Below are 20,739 nucleotides of genomic sequence, written 5' to 3' on the forward strand. Positions count from 1 at the left end.
CATGGCGACCATCGAAGTCAAACACGTGTACAAACTGTTCGGGCCGGAGGCGGCGCATCCGCGCGTGCTCGACCTGTTGCGCGCGGGCCGGCGCAAGGCCGACGTGCTGTCGGAAACGGGCTGCAACGTCGGACTCAACGACGTGAGCCTCGACATCGCATCGGGCGAGATCTTCGTGATCATGGGGCTGTCGGGCTCGGGGAAATCGACGCTCGTGCGGCATTTCAACCGGCTGATCGAGCCGACGGCCGGCGAGATCGTGATCGACGGCAACGACGTGATCAAGCTCGATCCGCACGGGCTGCGCGAGCTGCGCCGCTACAAGGTCAGCATGGTGTTCCAGAACTTCGGACTGCTGCCGCACCAGACCGTGCTAGACAATGCCGCGTATGCGCTGCGCACGCGCGGCGAGAGCCGGCACGACGCGGCGCAAGCCGCGCGCAACTGGCTCGCGAAGGTCGGGCTCGACGGATACGCCGAGCATTACCCGGATGAGCTGTCGGGCGGGATGCGGCAGCGGGTCGGCCTCGCGCGCGCGCTGGCGGCCGATACCGACGTGCTGCTGATGGACGAGGCATTTTCCGCGCTCGATCCGCTGATCCGCACCGAGATGCAGGATCAACTGCTCGAGCTGCAGGCGACGCTGTCGAAGACGATCGTCTTCATCACGCACGATCTCGACGAGGCATTACGCATCGGCGACCGGATCGCGATCCTGCGCGACGGCACGCTCGTGCAGGTCGGTACACCCGACGACATCCTGTCGCGGCCGGCGGACGATTATGTGCGGCGGTTCGTCGAGAAGCGCACGAGTGTGAGCTGAGCCGGAGTCGAACGTGCATGCAGAACGGCGTATCGCGACGAGCGGTGCGCCGTTTTTTGTTGGGATCCCGTGCCGGCGCGATGCCTACTTCGTGCCGAGCACGCAAGCGAGCGGATGCGACGGCACGCCGTTGCGATGCACGGCGACCGAGCCGAAACCGGCATCGGTCATCAGACGCGCCAGCTTCTCGGGCCGGAATGCGTCGTAGGGCGCCCGTTCGAGGTCGCGAACGGTGATCGCAACGATCCCGCCGCGTCTGACGACGCGGTGCAATTCGCGCAGGCCGCGCGTTGGCGCGGGCCAGAAGTAGATGCAGTTGATCGAGAACGCCTTGTCGAACGCTTCGTCGTCGAACGGGAGCGCATCGACGGAACCGAGCGCCAGCCGCACGCGGCCCTGTTCGATGGCCGCGCGGTTCAGGTGTTTCGCGGCGGCGAGCATCGTCAGAGAGTGATCGACGCCGGCGAGGCTCGCCGACGTTGTTGCGCCCACGGCGAGCCGGATCGCGTCGCCGGGGCCGAACCCGACTTCGAGTGCATGGTCGCCGTCGTCGATGGCCAGCAGCGACAGCGTCCACGTGTTGTCCGACCGATTGTGCCGGCGCATGATGCGGCCGACGATCCGGCCGATCACGCCGCGTGGCAAGCCGGCTTGCCCGAGATGAGTCGTCATGGTGTTTGCCCTCCGGTTCGTCGGCGAGCAAGCGGCGTGCCGCCGCCGGGACGTTCGGGCAACACGTGCAAGGCTGCTGGCCGCGTGGCCACGCAGCGTGACCGTTGCGTCAGGGCGCGATCGCTTCCCTTTCGTGCATCCGCGCGTCGGCCGCTTCGCCGTGCAACGCCGCATCCGTCAGAATCAGATCCGAGCCTTTCTCCGCGACCATCATCGTCGGCGCGTTGATGTTGCCCGACGTGATGTTCGGGAACACCGACGCATCGACGATCCGCAGCGCCTGCAGCCCGTGCACGCGCAGCGCTGCATCGACCACCGACGTCGCCGCGTCCGGGCCCATCGCGCATGAGCCGCACAGGTGATAGATCGAGCCCGACTGTTCTCGAAAATACTGGAGCATCGCCTCGTCCGAATCGACCTGCGGCCCCGGCGAGATTTCCTCGACGGTCATCGACCTCAGCGCCGGTGCGCGCATCAACGCCCGGATCACCTTGCTGCCCTGAACGGCTTCGTCGAGATCCTTCTGCGTGGTGAGCGCGTTGATGTGGATCTTCGCGGCATCTTCCGCGCGATTCGACGCGATCTCGATCGTGCCACGGCTCGTCGGCCGGCACGGATTGAACGCGATCAGGAATCCGGAATAAGGCTCCGGCTTGATACTTGCGCGATCGCTCTTCGGGATCCGGTACGACAACGGGTTGAAATACAGCTGGATGTTCGGCTCCCGCGCATCGGCCGCGCCGCGGAAGAAGCCACCCGCCTGATTGACGCTCATCGCGAGCGGGCCGCGCCTGGCCAGCAGGTAGCGCAAGCCGATGTTCATCTTGCCGATGAGCGTGCCCATCTCGTCGTTCAGCGTCGGCCGGTTCGCCTTGAAGTAGAAGCTCACGCACAGGTGATCCTGCAGGTTGCGGCCGACGGCCGGCAGCGCATGCACGAGCGGCACGCGCTGGCGCGCGAGCAGTGCCGGATCGCCGACGCCCGACAGTTGCAGCAGCTTCGGCGTATCGACCGCGCCGGCGGCAAGGATCACCTCGCGCGTGGCGGCGAGCGTTTCGTCGCCGTGTTCGCCCGCAACGACGACGCCCGTCGCGCGTGTGCCGTCGAACGTCACGCGCCGCACGAGCACGCCCGAGCGCAGCGTGAGGTTCGAGCGGCTCAGCGCGGGACGCAGGTATGCGAAGCTGCTGGAGCAGCGTTCGCCGTTCTTCGTGTTCAGGTCGTAGATGCCCGCGCCCTCGAACTGCGCGCCGTTGAAGTCGTCGGTGCGCGGCAGGTTAAGCTGCGCGCAGCCCTTCAGGAACTCGTGGACGATCGGATGCACGTCGGCCTTCATCGACGTGACGTGGATCGGCCCGGTCGAGCCGTGATGCTGCGGATCGGTCGCGCCGGCCGCGTGCGTCTCGAGCTTGCGGAAATACGGCAGCACGTCGTCGTACGCCCAGCCGGGATTGCCGGCGTTCGCCCAGTCGTCGTAGTCGCTGCGCTGGCCGCGCACGTAGACCATCGCGTTGATCGAACCCGACCCGCCGACGACCTTGCCGCGCGGGCAGTACAGCTTGCGACCGGCGAGCTGCGCCTCGGGCTCGCTGTAGTACATCCAGTTGTAGCGGCGGCTGTAGTACGTCTTCGTGAAGCCGACCGGCACCTTGAACCAGAACGACGCGTCGCGTTCGCCCGCTTCGAGCAGCAGCACCGAGTAGCGGCCCGATTCGCTCAGGCGGTTCGCGAGAATGCAGCCGGCCGAACCCGCGCCGACGATGATGTAGTCGTAGATCATGCTTCGTCCTTCGCGGTCAGCCCTTCGCGGGCGCGAGATCCTTCACGTCGACGGGGTGTTCGCCCATCTGCAGGTGAAGCCGTTCGCCGGTGTAGGGGCTGTGGCGCCGCACGACGTCCATGTCGAGCTCGATGCCGAGGCCCGGTTCGTTCGACGGGATGATGTAGCCGTCCTCCCAGCGGATCGGCGTTTTCACGACCTCCGCATGGAAACCGCCCCAGGTCATGATGCTTTCCTGGATCAGGAAGTTCGGCGTGCAGGTCGCGAGCTGAATGCTCGCGGCGGCACCCACCGGCCCGTTGTACAGGTGCGGCGCGATCTGCGCGTAGTGCACTTCGCCGAGCGTCGCGATCTTCTTCGCTTCGAGCAGGCCGCCCACGCGCGCCACGTTCAGCTGCAGGATCGATGCGCCGCCCGCCTGCAGCAGCTTGTGGAATTCGTACTTGGTCGTCAGGCGCTCGCCGGTCGCGATCGGAATCGACGTGTGCTTCGCGACCGACGCGATCGCTTCTTCCTGTCCCGGCGGCACGGGCTCCTCGAACCACAGCGGGTCGTACTTCTCGAGCCGCTTCGCGAGCCGGATCGCCGACGACGGCACCATCTGCCCGTGCGTGCCGAACAGCAGGTCGGCCTTGCTGCCGACCGCTTCGCGCACGCGGCGGCAGAACAGCTCGCAGCGATCGAGCACTTCGAGCGACAGCTGGTGGCCCGAATAGGCCGTGTACGGGCCGGCCGGATCGAACTTGACCGCCGTGAAGCCGAGCTTCACGTTGTCGGCCGCGCACTCGGCGGCGAGATCGGGATCGTCGTAGTCGTATTCGCCGTTCGCATTCTTCGGATACAGGTACGTGTACGAGCGCAGCCGTTCGTGGATCCGGCCGCCGAGCAGTTCGTACACCGGCTTGCCGGCGGCCTTGCCGATAATGTCCCAGCACGCCATCTCGAGCCCGCTGACGACACCCATCATCGTCAGGTCCGGTCGCTGCGTGAAGCCGCTCGAATAGGCCTGGCGGAACAGCCGCTCGACGTGGTGCGGATCGTGGTTCAGCAGGTAGCGGTCGAACACGTCGTCGATGATCGGGCCCATCGCCTTCGGATGAAACGTCGCCGAATAGATCTCGCCGACGCCTTCGATTCCGCAGTCGGTCTTCAGCGTGACGAAGATCCAGTACATCCCGCCAACGTGCGGCGGCGGTACGGCGACGATATGCGTGTCGAGCGAAACGATCTTCATGTGGACTCCTTGATGCGGTCGAGGCGATGTTTGAGGAACGCGGCGGCGCCGGCGCCGCACAGCGCGATGGCCGCGATATAGCCGAAATAGAGCTGGTAGCCGTGCGCGCCGGGCCACGTCTGCGTCACGTAGCCGTTGATCAGCGGCACGAACACGTCGGGCGAATAGCCGAGCACCGAGATCAGGCCGATCGCGAGACCGGCGCAGCGCGTGGGCACGCGGCAGTCGTCGAGCAGCGACCAGTAGAGGCCGCGGATCGCATAGGTGAGGATGCCGATGAACAGCACGAGCACGACGAGCATCGCTTGCGGGCTATGCGGCGGCGCGGCGATCAGCCCGACGAGCGACAGCGCCGCGAGCAGCAGCGCCCAGAACAGCACGGACACTTTCGATACGCGGTCGCCGAGAAACCCGCCGCCGATGCCGCCGACGGGGCGCATCCACAGCTTGAGCGTCGTGATGAAGCCGGCCGCCGTCGCACTCAACCCGAAATTGCCTTCGTGCAGATAGGCCGAGAAGCTGTAGGTTGCCCAGAACACCTGGTAGCCGCAGAACACGATGGCGGCGACGAGCCACAGCTCGGGGATCGCCGCCAGCGTCTTGAGGTCGGTCAACACGTTGCCTCGGCGGCCGCCGTCGCGACGGCGTTGCGCTGCCGTGCGGCCGTCGTCCGCATGCGCGGGATCCTTCACCAGCGCGAGCAGCACGCCCAGCGCGATGCAGAAGAATGCGTACAGATGCACGACGAGCGTGAAGCCGGCCGCATCGGTGCCGCCGCGTGCCTGCGTCACGTACGCGAAGAGCGTGATCGCGACGGTTGCGAGCAGCGCCTCGACGAGCCCGCGCCCGCCGTCGAGCAGTCCGAAGAAGCGGCCCTGTTCGTCGGGGCCGGCGATCATGTTCACGCGCTTGATCACGGCCGCCCAGAACGTGAGACCGGTCGTCAGCCCCCAGCCGCCGAAGATCAGCACGAGCGCGTTGAACGACGGCCCGGTCGCGTAGACCAGGCCGAGCGCGCCGGTCGCAAGCAGCGAAAAGCAGATCAGCCAGCGCGGCGACAGGCGGTCCGCGAGCCAGCCGCTCGGCAGGTAGCTCACGAGGAAGATCGTGCCGAGCGACGAGTACAGATAGCCGAGCTGCACGTCGTCGATACGGAAGAACTGCAGCATCGTCGGCTGGTACACCTGCCGCAGGTACAGCATCGGATAGATCGCGCCGGCGGCAATCACGAGCAGCAGCAGTTGCAGATAGCGTTGCGCGCGCGACTCGTGCGCCGCGCCGGGCGACGCGAGCGACGCGACGGGCGTCGACGGTTGGGTCGTCATGATGTCTTCCTCCATCAGGCGTGCCGGATGCGCACGCCTGCAGATTTGTTATGTGTGGTTCGATCTTTGGGTGGCGCGCGGCGTGGTGCCGTGGCCGCGCGCGACGGAAATGGCGCCGGGGCGCGCGTCAGTACTTCATGACGACGAGGCGCGTCTGCGTGAATTCGAGCATCCCGTGCTTGCCGTCGTCGCCGCCGAGGCCGGAACGTTTCCAGCCGGCATGGAAGCCCTGGTACGGGTCGGCCGGCGTGCGGTTCACGTACAGTTCGCCGGCTTCGATCGCGTTCGCCACCTTCATCGCGGTGCGGTAGTTCTCGGTGTAGAGCACCGACGACAGCCCGAACTGGTGATCGTTCGCAAACGCGATGGCCTCGTCGATCGTCGCGTAGCGCAGCACCGGCATGATCGGGCCGAAGGTTTCCTCCTGCACGATTTCCATGTCCTGCGTCACGCCGGTGAGCAGCGTGGCCGGGTAGAAGAAGCCGGGGCCGTCGGGGATCGCGCCGCCGGTTTCGAGCGTCGCGCCGGCCGCGATCGCGCGTTCGACCATGCCGTGAATGTGGGCGCGCGCCGATGCGCTCACGAGCGGGCCCATCCGCGAGGCGTCTTGTGCGCGGTCGCCGATGCGCACGGCCGCCATCTTCTCCTTCAGCAGCGCGACGAAACGATCGTGCACGCTGTCGTGCACGTACACGCGCTCGATCGCCGTGCAGAGCTGGCCGCAGTGCGTGGTTTTCGATGCGACGAGCGCGGCGGCCGCGCGTTCGAGGTCGGCGTCCGGCTCGATGATCGCGGGCGTCTTGCCGCCGAGTTCGAGCGACGGCTTCGCGATGTTCGCCTTGCAGTAGTCGAGCACCTTGCGACCGGCGTTCACGCTGCCCGTCAACGTGATCATCCCGATCGACGGATGCGTGCACAGCGCTTCGGCCGTTGCGTGATCCATCGTCAGGATGTTGACGACACCCGGCGGGAAGCCGGCTTCGTCGACGGCCTTCGCGACCTCGAACGCCGACACCGGCGTATGGTTGCTCGGCCGCACGACCACGGTATTGCCGGCGATCAGCGCGGGCGCGATCTTGCGCAGCAGCGTATAGACGGGGAAGTTGAACGGGATCAGGCACGCGACGACGCCGATCGGCTCGCGCTGCAGGAAGAGATTCTCGTCGGGCGTATCGCTCGGGATGATTTCGCCCTCGATCCGGCGCGCCCACTCGGCGTGGTAGCGCGTGATCTGGCCCGCGTAGACGGCTTCGTTCGATGCGTCCTCGATGCTCTTGCCGGATTCCCGCGCGAGCGCCGCGCCGATGTCGGGCGCGCGTGCGCTCAGCGCGTCGGCAAGCTTGTGCAGAAAGGTCGCGCGTTCGGTGCTCGGCAGCTTGCGCCACGTTTTCTGCGCGGCGGCTGCGGCGGCTGCGGCGGCGAGCGCGTCGGCCGGCGTCGCGGCCGGCACGCGCGCGAACGGTGCTTCGGTGGCGGGATCGTGGACGACGATCGTCGCGTCGCTTTCCGGGACGACGAAACGGCCGTTCACATAGTTGCGTTCGGTACGCATGAAGTGGCTCCTCCGATGGGTGCGGCGGATCGCTTCTGGCGGCGAAACGCGCGGCACGGGACGGAAGCCATTCTGCTCATGCGTTTATTGCACGACAAACGACTTATTTTCGCGTCGAGCATGAGAAAAACGCACGTTACTCAGTCAATCGGCCGGAATCGCCCGTCCGGCAAGACCGGCGAGGCGGGTGGCGGGGCGGCGGACGGCGATCGGGCCGCCAACGCAGCCGACGCTGACTGCACACGTGCGTGGAAGCCGCTTGGGCGTTGCCCGCGCCTGTGGCCAACGCTCGACCGGGCGGCGCCAGGCGGGGGCGGATCGCCCGTCAGGCCAGCGGCACCTGCGGCAGCGGCGACGACGGCTCGAGATGGCGCTTCGCGAGCCACACTTCCTGCTGGAGCCAGTCGCGGAACTGCACGATATGCGGCAGGTTCGTCTGTTCGGGCCGCGTGACGAACCAGTAAGACTGGTGGCCGTCGACGTGCACGTTGAGCACCTGCATCAACTGCCCGGTCGCAAGCTCGCGCGCGACCATGTGGCGGTCGGCGATCGTGATCCCGAGGCCGTCGATCGCCGCGCGGATCGCGTGATCGAGCAGGTCGAACTCGTAGCCGCCGCGCGTGTCGACGTCGGCGATGCCGGCGGCCTTCAGCCAGTGCTGCCAGGTCAGGTAGCGCTGGTCGTCGGTGGCGAGCACGTGCAGCAGCGTGAAGCGGTTCAGGTCGATCGGCGCGCCGTCCTGCCTCAGCCGCGCATAGAGCGCGGGTGCGCAGACGGCGATATGCTGCTCCTGCATCAGCAGTGCGTTGTCGAAGCCATCCCATTCGCCGTCGCCGAAGCGGATCGCGCAGTCGAGCACGCGCGATTCGCCGAGGCTGTCGTGGATGCGCGTCGTCAGGCTGAGCTCGAATTCGGGATGCGCGTCGCGCAGCCGGCCGAGGCGCGGCATCAGCCAGCGCGCGGCGAAGGTCGGCGGGACGTTCGCGCGCAGGCGGTTCAGATGGGTTTTCTCCTGCAGGCTGCGCACGGTCAGCTCGATCTTGTCGAACGATTGCTGCAGCGCGCGCAGCAGCACACGCCCGGCCGCCGTGAGTTCGAGCTGGTGATGGCGGCGCTCGAGCAACGTTTCGCCGAGCTGGCTTTCGAGCTGGCGCACCTGGCGGCTTACCGCGCTCTGCGTCACGTTGAGCAGTTCGGCCGCGCGCGTGAAGCTGCCGGTGCGGCCGGCCATCTCGAAGGCTTTCAGCGCATTCAGCGCCGGCATCTTGCGTCTCACGGGGCGGTGTCGTTGTGGTGCGGGATGCTCATTGTAGGCGGGGAGACGGCGAGACGGGAACGCCGAATGCAGCGGCCGTGCGCGCACCGGATATCGGGGTTTTCACGGCCTGCCGGGGCGCGCGCTTTTCTGCGATAAAGCTGCGCTCGACATTGCCGGCACGCCGGCTTGCCAGCCAGACGGAAGACGGAGAGGGACACATCTATCATGCGACGCCTGCCATCGTTGATCGCGTTGCGATTTTTCGAGGAGACCGCGCGTCACCTGAGTTTCAATCGCGCGGCGGTTTCGCTATGCGTGACTCAAGGCGCGGTGAGCCGGCAGATCCGGTTGCTCGAGGACGCGCTTGGCGTGCGGCTGTTCGAGCGCGATCACAAGGGCGTGCGGCTGACGGAGGCCGGTGAGCGGCTGCTGCCGTTCGTCGGCCAGGCGTTCGATACGATCGAGCGCGGCATCGGCGGGATTGCCGTCGCGCGGCCGGACGCGAAACGGCGTCTCGCGGTATCGCTGCCGCCGACGTTCGCCACGCAGTGGTTTTCGCCACGGCTCGGCACGCTCGCGGAGGCACTGCCCGACGTCGAGCTGTCGATCCGCACCGAACCGACCGACGATTGTCATTGCCATATTCGTTTCGGGCGCGCGGCGCGGCCCGGCATGCAGTCGGAACTGCTGATGATGGAGCGGCACGCGCTCGTCGGTGCGCCGCGTTATCGCGGCGATACGCTCGATGCGTTGTTTCGCAGGTTGCCGTCGCTGCATGTGCTGCACGAGGGCAAGCGCTTGACGCTGTGGGCCGACTGGTGCGAGCAGGCTGGCATCGCAGTCGAGCGGATCGGCGACGGCATCGAGTTCTCGACGCTCGAACAGGCGATTCGCGCGGCCCGCAAGGGCGCGGGGCTTGCCGTGGTCGACCTCACGATGATCGAGGAGGAGATCGGCGAGGGCAGCCTCGTGCGGTTGTCGCCGGTACAGCCGATCGGTCCGTTCGGCTATTGGCTCGACATCGCGCCGGAAAACGCGATGGTCGAGCACGTGGGCGCATTCGCCGCGTGGCTGCGGGCGCAAGTGGTGAGGAAGGGGTAGTCGGCCTCCCGTGACCGTAGTGCATTACAGATCGGGATCGAGCCCGAAATGCAAAAGGGTTTCCCGGCGACAGCGCGCCTGGGCATCGGCCATCGAGATCACGCGCAGCGTGCTCTTCGAGCGATCGATAGGGCCGACGTCGAAGACTTTCCTTTGCGGTGGCTCCGCCTGAGCGCCGACCGCGCGGGCGCCATGCGCGACAGCCAATGTGCTTTGGGCACGCGCTCGACTGTGATGGCGTTCGCGCGCGGTGAGAGTGTCGATGAGCTGCCTCAATTGCCAAACGCGAATGGGCGTGTTGTCATTCAATGTGCGATTGCGCCGGGCGACAGGCTTCGCGATTCGGAACCCGGTGATTGCACGGTGCTTTTCGGTCATCCGTATATTCCCTTTTCGATCAAGTATTGTTGCAGCGCCAGTACTGACTCGCCATGCGGTGCGACGTTGAACGTCATCGCACGATGAGATCCGGCAGCCCGCCAGAAGTCGCGACCTGACCGCGTCGCGTAGAGCGCGCGTAGCGACCGAAGCGACCCGTCCGCCAGCCCGACCGGATAGCCCTGGAAATACTGGAACAGTGCGGCCTCGTCACCGTGCGGATCGGGGATGGCCGCGTCGAAGCCGAACCGCGGCCATGCGTAATACCCGCACAGGCGGGGACCGCCCGGTTCCGGTGGCGCCTTGCGGCCGCCTATCGCGAATGTGCTGACCCAGCCGATCTCCAACCTATCACACGCCCTGACGATGCGCCACAGCATGGCCGCGCCGAGTCCATCAACGGCGTCATCGACGAGATCGATGGTCCGAAGTTCGAGTGCGGACATGTCCGGTGTTTGAAGCACGGATACGCGATTCACCGATCGGATCAGTGTTGGGTGCGTGACGGCGAACGTCAGTCTGTCCGCACTGTCGAGATAGGCTTGAATGTCCGAACCCGCAGGCGCGCCGCACAACGAAACCAGCAATGCATCGGGGATGTCGCCGTTCACGCCCAGTAACGCAGAGATATCCAGATGGTTTCGATCGACCGTGAGCTGATCGTCGAAGTATGTCGTCTCATAGGGCAGAACATGACTGAGATCGATACGCTGGGCGGACATGGCTGCAGGGCGCTGAACTGAAAGTGCCCAGCTTACCGGCGTGATTCCAGCTTGCCGAGTCTGCCGAACGGCCAGGTCGAACGCGCCGCTTTTGGCCGCCTCGTCCAGGTCCCGGCCCGGCTCATCCCGGCGTGCGTCGCGTCGCTTCGTGTCTACCGGCGGGTACGACGCGCATCACACCATCAGCACCTCGACACCCGACCGCCTCCTCCCGCACCAACTGCTTCATCGTCGGCCCCCACGCGATCGACACGATCTCCCCGACCCGCAGCACGCCGGCCAGCGCAAGCATCGTCGCGCGGCCCGCACCGCCCCCGGTGCGATCAGCGGCCGAGCCCTGCCATCAGCGTGTACTTGAGCTCCACGTACTCGTCGAGGCCGTACTTCGAGCCTTCGCGGCCGAGCCCCGACTGCTTGACGCCGCCGAACGGCGCGACTTCGGTCGAAATGATCCCGTCGTTGACGCCGACCATCCCGCTTTCCAGCGCGCCCGACACACGCCACGCGCGGCCGAGGTCGCGCGTGTAGAAGTACGCGGACAACCCGAACGGCGTGTCGTTCGCCGCGGCGATCGCTTCCTCTTCGGTCGTGAAGCGGAAGCAGCCGGCGACCGGGCCGAAGGTTTCCTCTTCGGCGATCAGCATGTCGGGCGTCATGCCGGTCAGCACGGTCGGTTCGTAGAACGTGCCGCCGAGCGCGTGGCGCTTGCCGCCGGTGACCACGCGAGCGCCCTTCGACGTTGCATCGGCCACGTGCCGCTCGACCTTGTCGAGCGCCGCTTCGTTGATGAGCGGCCCCTGATCGACGTCGCCCGCGAGCGCGTTGCCGACACGCAACGCGCGTACCGCGTCGGCGAGCTTGCGCGTGAAGGCGTCGTATACGCCGTCCTGCACGAGAAAGCGATTCACGCATACGCAGGTCTGGCCCGTGTTGCGGAACTTCGATGCGATCGCACCCTGCACGGCCGCGTCGAGATCGGCGTCGTCGAACACGATGAACGGCGCGTTGCCGCCGAGTTCGAGCGACAGCTTCTTCAGCGTATCGGCCGATTGCCTGGCGAGCAGCTTGCCGACGCGGGTCGAGCCCGTGAACGACAGCTTGCGCACGACCGGTGAATGCGTGAGCGCCTCGCCGATCGCGATCGCGTCGCCCGATACGACGTTGAACACGCCGGCCGGCACGCCCGCCCGTTCGGCGAGCACCGCGAGCGCGAACGCCGACAGCGGCGTTTCCTCGGACGGCTTGAGCACCATCGTGCAGCCGGCCGCGAGCGCGGGGCCGGCCTTGCGCGTGATCATCGCGAGCGGGAAGTTCCACGGCGTGATCGCCGCGACCACGCCGACCGGTTCGCGCGTGACGACGATCTGCGCATCGGGCTTCGGGCTCGGGATCACGTCGCCGTACATGCGCTTCGCTTCTTCCGCGAACCATTCGAGAAAGCTGGCGGCGTACGCGACTTCGCCACGCGCCTCCGCGAGCGGCTTGCCCTGCTCGCGCGTGAGCAGCTCGGCGAGCGCGTCGCGATGTTCGAGCATCAGTTCGCCCCAGCGCTTGACGCGCGCGCCGCGCTCCTTCGCCGTCAGCGCGCGCCACGCGGGCAACGCGTGCGCGGCGGCGTCGATCGCGCGCTGCGCGTCGTCGGCATCGCCTTTCGCGACTTTCGCGATCGTCTCGCCCGTGGCGGGATTCAGCACCGGATAGGTTGCATCGCTCGCGCGATGCGGCTCGTGCCATTCACCGCCGATGTAATGGCCCGTTCTCAGAAATTCGCTCATTGCGTGTCGTTCCTTCAGTCCGCCGCGAAGCTGCCCTGCGCCGGGCGCGGCTCGCGTGCGATGCGCTTGCCGGCGGTGTAGTCGTTGATCAGGTCGCACGGCGTGTAGTTGCGCTCGAGCTCGTACAGTTCGTCTTCGCCGAGCTGCGTCTCGAGCGCGCCGAGCGCGCTGTCGAACTGCGCGACGGAATCGGCGCCGACGAGCATGCTGGCAATCCCCGGGCGGCTCAGCACCCAGGCCTGCGCGATCTGCGCGGGCGGCACGCCGCGCCGCTTCGCGACCTTCGCGACCGATTCGGCGATCGCGAGCGACGACGCGTCGCCGTACATCTGCGCGGTGAAGAAGTCGGTCTGGTTGCGCGTCGACTGCGGCTCGCAGGTCAGCAGGCCGCGCGCGAGCGGACTGAACACCGACACGCCGACGCCCTGGTCGATGCAGTAAGGCACCATCTCGCGCTCTTCCTCGCGATACGCGAGGTTCAGCTGCAGCTGCATGTTGATCGGCTTGTCCCAGCCGTTGCGCTCGCACGCCTGCATGATCTTCGCGAATTGCCACGTGTACATCGTCGACACGCCGATATAGCGCGCCTTGCCCGCCCGCACGATGTCGTGCATCGCGCTCATCGTTTCCTCGACGGGCGTGTTCACGTCGAAGAAGTGCAGCATGAAGATGTCGACGTAATCCATGCCGAGACGCTTCAGCGACCCGTCGATGCCGTCCAGCACGTGCTTGCGCGAATGGCCGCCGGCGTTCGGATAGCTGCCCATGTCGTAGCCGACCTTCGTCGTGACGACCAGCTCCTCGCGGCGCGCGTTGCGCTTCAGGATGCGGCCGACCACTTCCTCGCCGACCCCCGTCGAATAGAAATCCGCGAGATCGATGAAGTTGACGCCGGCATCGAGCGCGCGGCGCACGATCGGCTCGCTCTGCGCTTCGTCGAAGATCCACGGCTTCCATTCGGGCGTGCCCATGTTCATCGTGCCGAGACACAGGCGGGACACCTTCAGGCCGGACTGGCCGAGGCGGACGTATTCCATGCTTCCTCCTGATACGGCCTTGCCGGCCGCTCGTTGTCGGTCAGTTCTTCGCGGACGTGTAGAACGGGTTCGAGACGTCGCGCGCGGCGGCGAACACGGCATCGCGATGCGGCAGCCCTTCCATCGCGGCGACGATCGCGTTGCGGCATGCGCGGTAGTTGTTCTCGAACACGGCGTCGAGATCGTCGGTTTTCGGGTTGACCCAGTTCGCCGACACGACGACCCAGTCGTTTTCCGCTTCGGGCGGCAGCGTGCCGTTCTCGAGCGCTTCGGCGACGGCCTTCGCGATGCCGGCCTGCGAGGCGCCCCAGGTCGCGTTGCCGTGGAAGTCGCCGTCGATCTGCGCCTTGTTCACGTAAAGCGTGAGCGGCTTGGTCGGGATGCCGGGTTGCGCGATCACGACGAACGGCGCGTGGCCGGCCGACGGCGTCGCGAGCGCGGTCGCGAACGCCTGCCCGGCAGGGCCGTTGCGCGGGCCGATCAGCACGTTGATGTGCGCGAGGTTGACGCCGGGGCCTTCGAAGCCTTCGCCGATGAAAAGCTGTCTGGGTTGCGGTGCGGTCATTGCGTTGTCTCGTCGATGAGGTTGTGTGAGGCGATTGTCCGGGGCCGCGATGCGGCCGGTGAATCGATGTTTCCTGATCGAGGTATGCGTTTTCGTCGTCTCCGGAAAAGCCCTGATCGCCGCGCGCGAACGCCCGCCGGCCGGGCCGCCTGCGCCGCCGGACGATGTCGCGCGACGGGCGGTGCGGGTGGACGGCGGCATGCCGGCTCCGGGTTTGTCATACCCGGGCGGGGGTTGGAGCGCCGCGCGCGTCCGGACAACAATCGGCGTACCCCGGGCCTTATCTTTCGACGCCCCGTCCTTTTTCGAAAGCGAGTAATTCCGATGGCAGCCATTCAGAGACCCGATTGGTCGAAACTCAGCTCTCTCGACCCGGAGCTGATCCGCGCATTCGTCGCCGTCGTCGAGAGCGGCGGCTTCACCGCGGCGGCCCGGCAGCTGCATCGCACGCAGTCGACCATCAGCCTGCGGATCCGCACGCTCGAGGAGCGGCTCGACACGCACCTGTTCATGCGCAACAGCCGGCGGCTCGAGCTGTCGCGCGATGGCGAGAACTTCCTGATCCACGCGCGGCGGATCATCCAGGTGCAGAACGACGCGATCATCGCGTTGAAGCAGACGAGCACCGACCGCGGCGTCGTGCGGTTCGGGCTGCCCGAGGATTACGCGGAGCTGTGGCTGCCCGACCTGCTGAAATCGTTCTACGCGCTGCGGCCGGGCGCGCGCCTGCACGTGCATTGCCGGATGTCGCTGGAGCTGGTCGAGCGGCTGCAGGCCGGCGAGCTGGACGTCGCGCTCGTCGTGCGGCACGGGCCGAATGCGGCCGGGCGGCTGCTGGGCCGTCACGACGTGGTGTGGGCCGCGCATCGCGACTTCGCGCTCGACCCGCGCGCATCGCTACCGCTCGCGCTGTTTCCCGAAACGTGCTGCTATCGGCAGCGCGGGCTGCAGGCGCTCGCGACCGCAGAACGGCCGTATCACGTCGTCTATACGAGCCAGAGCCCGACCGGCATCAAGATCGCGGTGAATCACGGCGCGGCCGTGACGATGATCGACCGCTGCACGCTGCCCGGGAACTGGCGCGTGCTCGACGAAGCGGACGGCTTGCCGCCGCTGCCGCCCGCCGACCTCGAACTGCATCGCTCGCCGGGGATCTGCGATCCGCTGACCGACGATCTGGTCTCGCTGATCGAGGCCATGGTCGACGAGCGGCGGCGGGCGTCGCTGGAGGCGTTCGCGTAGCGGCACCGCCGGCACGCATGCCATTTTTTCACTGCAAACCCGTTTTTTTGCACGGTATTGATGCAGTGCCTCCTAAGCTCGGGATGTGTCCAGTATCCGGGACGCCGTCCGTCCGGGCCATGACCCTCGTCCATTCCGATACCCGGATTCGGCATCGCCCCGGAGGCTCGACTTCGCGCGGCACGGGCCGATCGCGCGCCAGATGGTTGCCGCGCCCGGTCCCGTTGCGCGCCGTTTGCGCATGGCGACGCAGGATCGTTCTGCAGGGAACGCGGATTGCTCCTTCGGTATGGTTTGCCGCCAATTCGCCGGCTACCGTGCTGTCCGCGGGCCGGGCGCGGCTAAGGTTTGTGCGCCGCATCGTAAGCGGCGCAGGCCGTTGAGAGGGAGGAATCCATGCACCTCATGGAAGAAGTGCAGGCCACGCGAGCGGCAAGCGGCCGCGTACGCGTGGCGACGTTGCCGTCCGGCACGCAGCTCGCGCTGCAGTTGCGCGTGACGGTGCGCGCGGCGGACGTGTTGCTGCGCCAGGCGATCCGGCTGCCGGATCGCCATCATTGGTCGGTCGACCTCGAGCGTGTCGACGCAGCCGGCGGCCCGCTCGCCGCGTGGGATTCGCATGTGACGCTGCGCATCGCGAAGACGTTCGCGCCGTCGGTCGATGCGAACGCGCGCGCCAGCGATCCCGACCAGGTTGCCGTGGAGATTCGGCTGTTTCTTCCGGAACAGGCGTATCTGCGCGAGCAGCGCGTCGGCGTCTTCGGCCGGCGGCACGGCAACCGGTTCGGCGCGACGCTGTCGGTGACGGCCGGGTCGCAGTGGGGCGGCCGGCGAATCGAATGCATTCCGCCTGCCGGGCGGTACGTGCATGGCGACACGCTGGAAGCGCTCGTCGACAGGGTCGCGGGCATCGTCAACGCGGCGTTGCTGACGGCCGGCCATTCACGGGCCGGCGGTTCGTGACGGCACGGGCGGGGGCGGGCGCCCGGCGGCGGTTCAGGCGTCGCCGGTCTGGCCGGTTTGCCGCTGCAGGTCTTCCATCAGTTGTTCCGCGAGAAAGTCGCATGGCGGGCGCTTCGATTTCGTGCTGCGCGCGAGGATCAACTCGAGCGGCGGCAGATCGGGCAGCCCGTGCGAGCGGCCGAGCATCGACAGTTGCGCGGGAATCGCGCAGCGCGCGAGCGGCGCGACCGCGAGCCCGGCCTCGACCATGCTGAGCAGCCCGAGCAGGCTCGGGCTTTCGTAGGACGTGCGAAACGGCAGCTTCGCGCGTTCGAGGCTGCGGATCGCATTCTCGCGCGCGACGCTGCCCGGCATGAACACCGCGATCGGCAGCGGCCGTTCTTCCCACACGCGCGGCCCGTTCGTCATCGCGGCCCACGCCATCGGCTCGTGGCGGATGAAGTCGCCCGACAGCCCCTTGATACGCGTGCCGCACACGAGATCGACGGTGCCGTCCTTCAGGAGCGGCGCGAGCGCGCTGCTCGGCAGCCCGATCACCTGGATCTCGACCTTCGGATAAGTCGCCGAGAACTTCTTCAGCACCGACGGCAGCAGCGACGATGCATAGTCGTCCGGCACGCCGATTACGACCTTGCCGGTCACTTCCGGCCGCACCACCGCCGCCCACGCCTCGTCGCGCAGCGCCAGCATTCGTCTGGCGAATCCCAGAAGCACCTCGCCTTCGCGCGTCAGCACGATGCTGCGCGGCTTGCGCACGAACAGCGGCCGGCCGATCGCATCCTCGAGGCTCTTGATCTGCATGCTCACGGCGGACTGCGAGCGGTTCACCGCTTCGGCGGCACGGGTCATGTTGCCGGTTTCCGCGACGGCGACGACAGTGGCCAGCACGTCGTGATCGAGCATCTTCATCGGTATCAGGAAAACTGAATGTAACGATCAGCATTATGCGTTTTTATTGTCGCTGTTTGTCTGCCATAGTGGCATCGAGCCTGCCGTATCGTTCGATGCGGTGCGGCGATTACGCCGGCATGTCCGGCACGCAGCGTCGAACAGGAAGAGTGGTGTACCGATGATGGATCATCCGTTGCGCGCCGCACTGGCCGCGGAATTGCATGCCCGGCCGTTCCTGCGGCTCGCCGAAGCCGTGTCGCTCACGCACTACGCGATCTACGCGGACGGCCAGCCCGACATCCACGAAGCGCTGCTGCACGCGCTGTGCCGCGACACCGGCATTGCCGTGCCGCAGGACGGTGCGACTCACCTTGCAGTGCAGTCGCCGTGCGGCTGGCATCTGAAGTGGGAGCGCCACACCGAGTTTTCGACGTTCACGTTCGTCGCGCCGCGCCGCGACACCGGCTATTTCGACGATCTCGCGATCGAAGGGATTCCGGCCGCGTGGTTCGCGCGGCTCGCGGGCATCCGCTTCGTCGCGGTGCGCATGGAGTTGCTGTCGGGCGATGCCGCGCGGCTCGCATGCGGCGACCTGCGCCGCTGGATCGACGGGCCCGCGCTCGTCGGCAGCAGCGTGCTGGGCGGCGGCAAGGTGTTTTGCGACTGGCATGTGCGTGACGACGGCTTCATGCGCTTTCTTGTCGTCGACGAGGATTTTCGCGAGGAGCAGGGCGGCCGGCTGCTGCAGCGTCTCTATGAAATCGAGACGTACCGGATGATGGCGCTGCTCGCGTTGCCGGTCGCGCGCCGGATGAGCCGCGAGCTCGACGAGATCCACGCGGCGCTGCATGCGCTGATGCAGCAGATGGACGCGAGCGGTGCCGACAGCGACGACGCGGCGTTGCTCGTTAAGCTCACGCATCTCGCGGTGCGCGTCGAGGCGCTGTCGGGTTCCGGCGGCCGCTTCAGCGCGTCGCGTGCGTACGAAAAACTCGTGCTCGCGCGCATCCACGAATTGCGCGAGGAGCGTATCGAAGGAATGCCGACGATCGCCGAATTCATGGAGCGGCGCTTCGCGCCGGCGATGGAAACCTGCCGCAGCGTGTGGGCGCGTCACGAGCAGATCGCCGCGCGGATCGCGCGGGCGGTCGACCTGTTGCGCACGCGCGTGAATCTCGCGCAGGAAAAGGACGTGACGCGCCTGCTGGCCGGCATGGAGCGCACCGCACGCAATCAGCTTCATCTGCAGCATGCGGTCGAAGGGCTGTCGGTGGCCGCCATTTCGTACTACGTGCTGTCGCTCGCGACGGCGGCGTTCAAGGCGCTGCACGTGATGAACCTGCCGGTCGATCCGGAGCTGGCCGAAGGGCTGTTGATCGCGCCGGTCGTGTTCGCGGTGATTCACGTTACGCGGCGCACGCGCGCGCAGCTCGCGCGGTCGGAGGGCGCGCACGATGGCGCGCCCGTGCCGGCAGCGGTGTTGAAACAGGCAAATTAGAACATCGACGACATATCAAAAGGAGTGGAGATGACTTTTACGCAAACGCAACCCGGCTTTTTCAGTGACGTCGACGCATTCGACGAACCGGTATGGGACGAAGCCGGCGCGCCGGAGGGCGCACACGTGACGTCGTATCAGGCCGTGTTGCAGGAGCCGATGACGTCGCTCGTCGGGAATACGGGCGACCGGCCGGATGTCGCTGCGGTGGCGATTCTCGGGTACAACTGACGCGCGTTCGCAGCGCGTCGATTCAAGCTTCGCGGCGGCCCGGGCGGGCGCCGGCGCGACGAAACGGCGGGCACGGGATGTGCCCGTCATTCGTATATTCTTCACGATCGGCGCAGCGTCGCAGCGTCGCGTGATTGCCGAACGCGCTATAGTCGTGCGACGCCCGCGCGAGCACCGCGCGTTCGGCGGTTCATTCACGTACGCCTTCATTCCATGACCGCGCATCCCGCCGTTTCCCTTCAGCTCACCGACACCGAACAACCGGCTGCCCGCGATTTCATCAGCCGCAAGCTCGGCGAATTCAACCACGCGATGACGGGCCGCAGCGATACGGCGGCGCTCGATGTCTACGTGACCGATCCCGCGACCGGGGAGATTCTGGGCGGCCTCACTGGCCGAACGTCGCTCGGTCTCTTCTTCATCGACCTCTTTTACCTGCCGGAATCGCTGCGCGGCGGCGGCTTCGGCAGCAGGCTGCTGCGCGAGGCCGAAGCGGAGGCGAAGCGGCGCGGATGCGCGCGCGCGGTGCTTTACACGATTTCGTTCCAGGCGCCGGATTTTTACCGAAAGCACGGATACGAAGCGTTCGGCGAAGTGCCGTGCGAGCCGGAAGGGGCGGCGCGCGTGTTCATGGTCAAGACGCTGTGAGCGACGTCGCCTGACGTCACCTGACGTCACCGCCCCGGCGTCGCGCGCTCGACGATCATGTCGTACAGCGCCTGCGCCGCGGGCGACAATTGCGCGGCCCGGCGCTTGACCAGCACGAGGGTGCGGGACACCGACGGCTCGACGAGCTCGATCGTGCGGACCATCGGATACGCGTTCTTCTGGATCGCGAGTTTCGGCACGACGGCCGCGCCGAGACCTTCGGCGACGAGGCCGAGCGCGGTCGAACTGCGCTGCACTTCATAGAACGAATGCAGCGTCACGCCGCTCGTCTTCAGCGCGCCTTCGAGCAGCCCGCGATTGCCGCTCACCTCGCCCGCGAAGATCAGCGGATGCGGCTGCAGCGCTGCCCAGCGGATCCGCCGACGCTTTGCGAGCGGATGATCGTCGCGGCAGACGAGCACGTATGGATCGTGCGTGAGCGGCACGCTGACGAGTTCGGGGTGCTGGTCGCCCGCGATGCTGATCCCGAATTCCGCTTCGCGACGCAGCACCGCCTGCAGAACCGACGCCGACGCATGATCGAGGATCTTCACGCGATCATGCGGCCGATGCCCGGAGAACGCACGCAGAATGCGCGGGAGATACTGAACGCCGACCGTCGGCACGCATGCGATCGTCACGTCGCCGCGCTGGCTCAGGCCCGTTTCGCGGATTTCGGTCAGCGCGTCCGACAGCTCGTTCAGCAGCCGGCGCGCCTGGGGCAGGAAACGCCGGCCGATTTCGGTGAGCGTAGTGCGGCGCGTCGTGCGCTCGATCAGCGCGACGCCGAGAAAGGACTCGAGCTTGCGCAGCCGCTGCGTGATCGCCGTTTGCGTGACGTGCAGCGTGTCGGCCGCTTGTCTGAAGCTGCCGCCGTCGGCGATCGCGACGAAAGCCTGGACGCCGAGCGTATCGATTTTCATCAGAAACATGAATCAATAACGATATTAAATTCATTTTACTGAAGAACGGCGAGATCGCAGAATGCGCTGCATCGATGGCTGTCGGTATCCCGACGCCGTCCACACCGACCAGGAGGCATGC

At 66.9% G+C, this 20,739-nt stretch carries 20 protein-coding genes; 7 read left to right on the top strand and 13 right to left on the bottom strand.

Annotated features, from left to right (window positions below; all coding sequences use genetic code 11):
* Position 1 precedes the first annotated feature (1 nt).
* Complete coding sequence (locus WS51_RS00855; protein ID WP_059508092.1) at positions 2 to 823, top strand: quaternary amine ABC transporter ATP-binding protein; 822 nt, start codon at positions 2 to 4, stop codon at positions 821 to 823.
* An 84-nt stretch (positions 824 to 907) separates the two neighbouring features.
* Here WS51_RS00855 and WS51_RS00860 read toward each other — a convergent pair whose 3' ends face one another.
* The 6 genes from WS51_RS00860 to WS51_RS00885 form a co-directional block, all read right to left on the bottom strand.
* On the bottom strand, positions 908 to 1,495 hold the full coding sequence (locus WS51_RS00860) for a class I SAM-dependent methyltransferase (protein WP_069228435.1): 588 nt from the start codon (positions 1,493 to 1,495) through the stop codon (positions 908 to 910).
* A 109-nt stretch (positions 1,496 to 1,604) separates the two neighbouring features.
* Positions 1,605 to 3,275 carry a GMC family oxidoreductase gene (locus WS51_RS00865; protein WP_069228436.1) on the bottom strand — a complete coding sequence of 557 codons (1,671 nt, stop codon included), beginning with the start codon at positions 3,273 to 3,275 and terminating at the stop codon, positions 1,605 to 1,607.
* A gap of 16 nt (positions 3,276 to 3,291) precedes the next feature.
* Positions 3,292 to 4,509 carry a mandelate racemase/muconate lactonizing enzyme family protein gene (locus WS51_RS00870; RefSeq protein ID WP_059770923.1) on the bottom strand — a complete coding sequence of 406 codons (1,218 nt, stop codon included), beginning with the start codon at positions 4,507 to 4,509 and terminating at the stop codon, positions 3,292 to 3,294.
* Positions 4,506 to 5,834, bottom strand: coding sequence for an MFS transporter (locus tag WS51_RS00875; RefSeq protein WP_059508152.1), 1,329 nt, complete (start codon positions 5,832 to 5,834; stop codon positions 4,506 to 4,508). The genes WS51_RS00870 and WS51_RS00875 overlap by 4 nt, the downstream gene beginning before the upstream one ends.
* A 127-nt stretch (positions 5,835 to 5,961) precedes the next feature.
* Positions 5,962 to 7,386: an aldehyde dehydrogenase gene (gene aldA, locus WS51_RS00880; RefSeq protein ID WP_069228437.1), complete on the bottom strand. Its 1,425-nt coding sequence runs from the start codon at positions 7,384 to 7,386 to the stop codon at positions 5,962 to 5,964.
* A gap of 325 nt (positions 7,387 to 7,711) precedes the next feature.
* Positions 7,712 to 8,650: a LysR substrate-binding domain-containing protein gene (locus WS51_RS00885; protein WP_059447594.1), complete on the bottom strand. Its 939-nt coding sequence runs from the start codon at positions 8,648 to 8,650 to the stop codon at positions 7,712 to 7,714.
* 219 nt (positions 8,651 to 8,869) lie between these two features.
* Here WS51_RS00885 and WS51_RS00890 point away from each other — a divergent pair, with 219 nt between their 5' ends.
* Complete coding sequence (locus tag WS51_RS00890; RefSeq protein WP_069228438.1) at positions 8,870 to 9,745, top strand: LysR family transcriptional regulator; 876 nt, start codon at positions 8,870 to 8,872, stop codon at positions 9,743 to 9,745.
* A gap of 24 nt (positions 9,746 to 9,769) precedes the next feature.
* Here the strand turns inward: WS51_RS00890 and WS51_RS00895 are convergent, their stop codons facing one another.
* The 5 genes from WS51_RS00895 to fae all read right to left on the bottom strand — a co-directional run bounded on the left by WS51_RS00895 (position 9,770) and on the right by fae (position 14,222).
* A complete protein-coding gene (locus WS51_RS00895) occupies positions 9,770 to 10,123 on the bottom strand; it encodes a hypothetical protein (protein WP_059546585.1) in 354 nt (117 codons plus the stop codon).
* Positions 10,120 to 10,845 (bottom strand): hypothetical protein, encoded by a 726-nt coding sequence (locus WS51_RS00900; RefSeq protein ID WP_059508099.1) that lies wholly within the window; start codon positions 10,843 to 10,845, stop codon positions 10,120 to 10,122. Before WS51_RS00900 ends, WS51_RS00895 begins: the two co-directional genes overlap by 4 nt.
* A gap of 323 nt (positions 10,846 to 11,168) precedes the next feature.
* Complete coding sequence (locus WS51_RS00905; RefSeq protein ID WP_059447597.1) at positions 11,169 to 12,620, bottom strand: NAD-dependent succinate-semialdehyde dehydrogenase; 1,452 nt, start codon at positions 12,618 to 12,620, stop codon at positions 11,169 to 11,171.
* 14 nt (positions 12,621 to 12,634) lie between these two features.
* Complete coding sequence (locus tag WS51_RS00910) at positions 12,635 to 13,657, bottom strand: aldo/keto reductase (protein WP_059508100.1); 1,023 nt, start codon at positions 13,655 to 13,657, stop codon at positions 12,635 to 12,637.
* Positions 13,658 to 13,697: 40 nt separating this feature from the next.
* Entirely contained in the window at positions 13,698 to 14,222 is a 525-nt protein-coding gene (gene fae, locus WS51_RS00915) for a formaldehyde-activating enzyme (protein ID WP_069228439.1), read from the bottom strand.
* A gap of 324 nt (positions 14,223 to 14,546) precedes the next feature.
* On the opposite strand from fae, the gene WS51_RS00920 reads away from it, so the two are divergent.
* Together WS51_RS00920 and WS51_RS00925 are read left to right on the top strand one after the other, a co-directional pair.
* Entirely contained in the window at positions 14,547 to 15,464 is a 918-nt protein-coding gene (locus WS51_RS00920; RefSeq protein WP_059870471.1) for a LysR family transcriptional regulator, read from the top strand.
* 396 nt (positions 15,465 to 15,860) lie between these two features.
* Positions 15,861 to 16,427 carry a hypothetical protein gene (locus tag WS51_RS00925; RefSeq protein ID WP_059770934.1) on the top strand — a complete coding sequence of 189 codons (567 nt, stop codon included), beginning with the start codon at positions 15,861 to 15,863 and terminating at the stop codon, positions 16,425 to 16,427.
* A gap of 33 nt (positions 16,428 to 16,460) precedes the next feature.
* Here WS51_RS00925 and WS51_RS00930 read toward each other — a convergent pair whose 3' ends face one another.
* Positions 16,461 to 17,336, bottom strand: a complete 876-nt coding sequence (locus WS51_RS00930) for a LysR family transcriptional regulator (protein ID WP_044848057.1) — start codon at positions 17,334 to 17,336, stop codon at positions 16,461 to 16,463.
* 160 nt (positions 17,337 to 17,496) lie between these two features.
* Here WS51_RS00930 and WS51_RS00935 point away from each other — a divergent pair, with 160 nt between their 5' ends.
* The 3 genes from WS51_RS00935 to WS51_RS00945 all read left to right on the top strand — a co-directional run bounded on the left by WS51_RS00935 (position 17,497) and on the right by WS51_RS00945 (position 19,695).
* Entirely contained in the window at positions 17,497 to 18,816 is a 1,320-nt protein-coding gene (locus tag WS51_RS00935; protein ID WP_059798927.1) for a DUF3422 family protein, read from the top strand.
* Between the two features lie 30 nt (positions 18,817 to 18,846).
* Positions 18,847 to 19,047, top strand: coding sequence for a hypothetical protein (locus WS51_RS00940; protein ID WP_059508104.1), 201 nt, complete (start codon positions 18,847 to 18,849; stop codon positions 19,045 to 19,047).
* 213 nt (positions 19,048 to 19,260) lie between these two features.
* Positions 19,261 to 19,695 (top strand): GNAT family N-acetyltransferase, encoded by a 435-nt coding sequence (locus WS51_RS00945; protein ID WP_059546573.1) that lies wholly within the window; start codon positions 19,261 to 19,263, stop codon positions 19,693 to 19,695.
* Between the two features lie 26 nt (positions 19,696 to 19,721).
* On the opposite strand, the gene WS51_RS00950 is transcribed toward WS51_RS00945, so the two are convergent.
* Positions 19,722 to 20,618, bottom strand: coding sequence for a LysR family transcriptional regulator (locus WS51_RS00950; protein ID WP_059447645.1), 897 nt, complete (start codon positions 20,616 to 20,618; stop codon positions 19,722 to 19,724).
* Between the last annotated feature and the right edge of the window lie 121 nt (positions 20,619 to 20,739).

The sequence above is a fragment of the Burkholderia territorii genome, assembly GCF_001718335.1.
GTDB lineage: Bacteria > Pseudomonadota > Gammaproteobacteria > Burkholderiales > Burkholderiaceae > Burkholderia > Burkholderia territorii.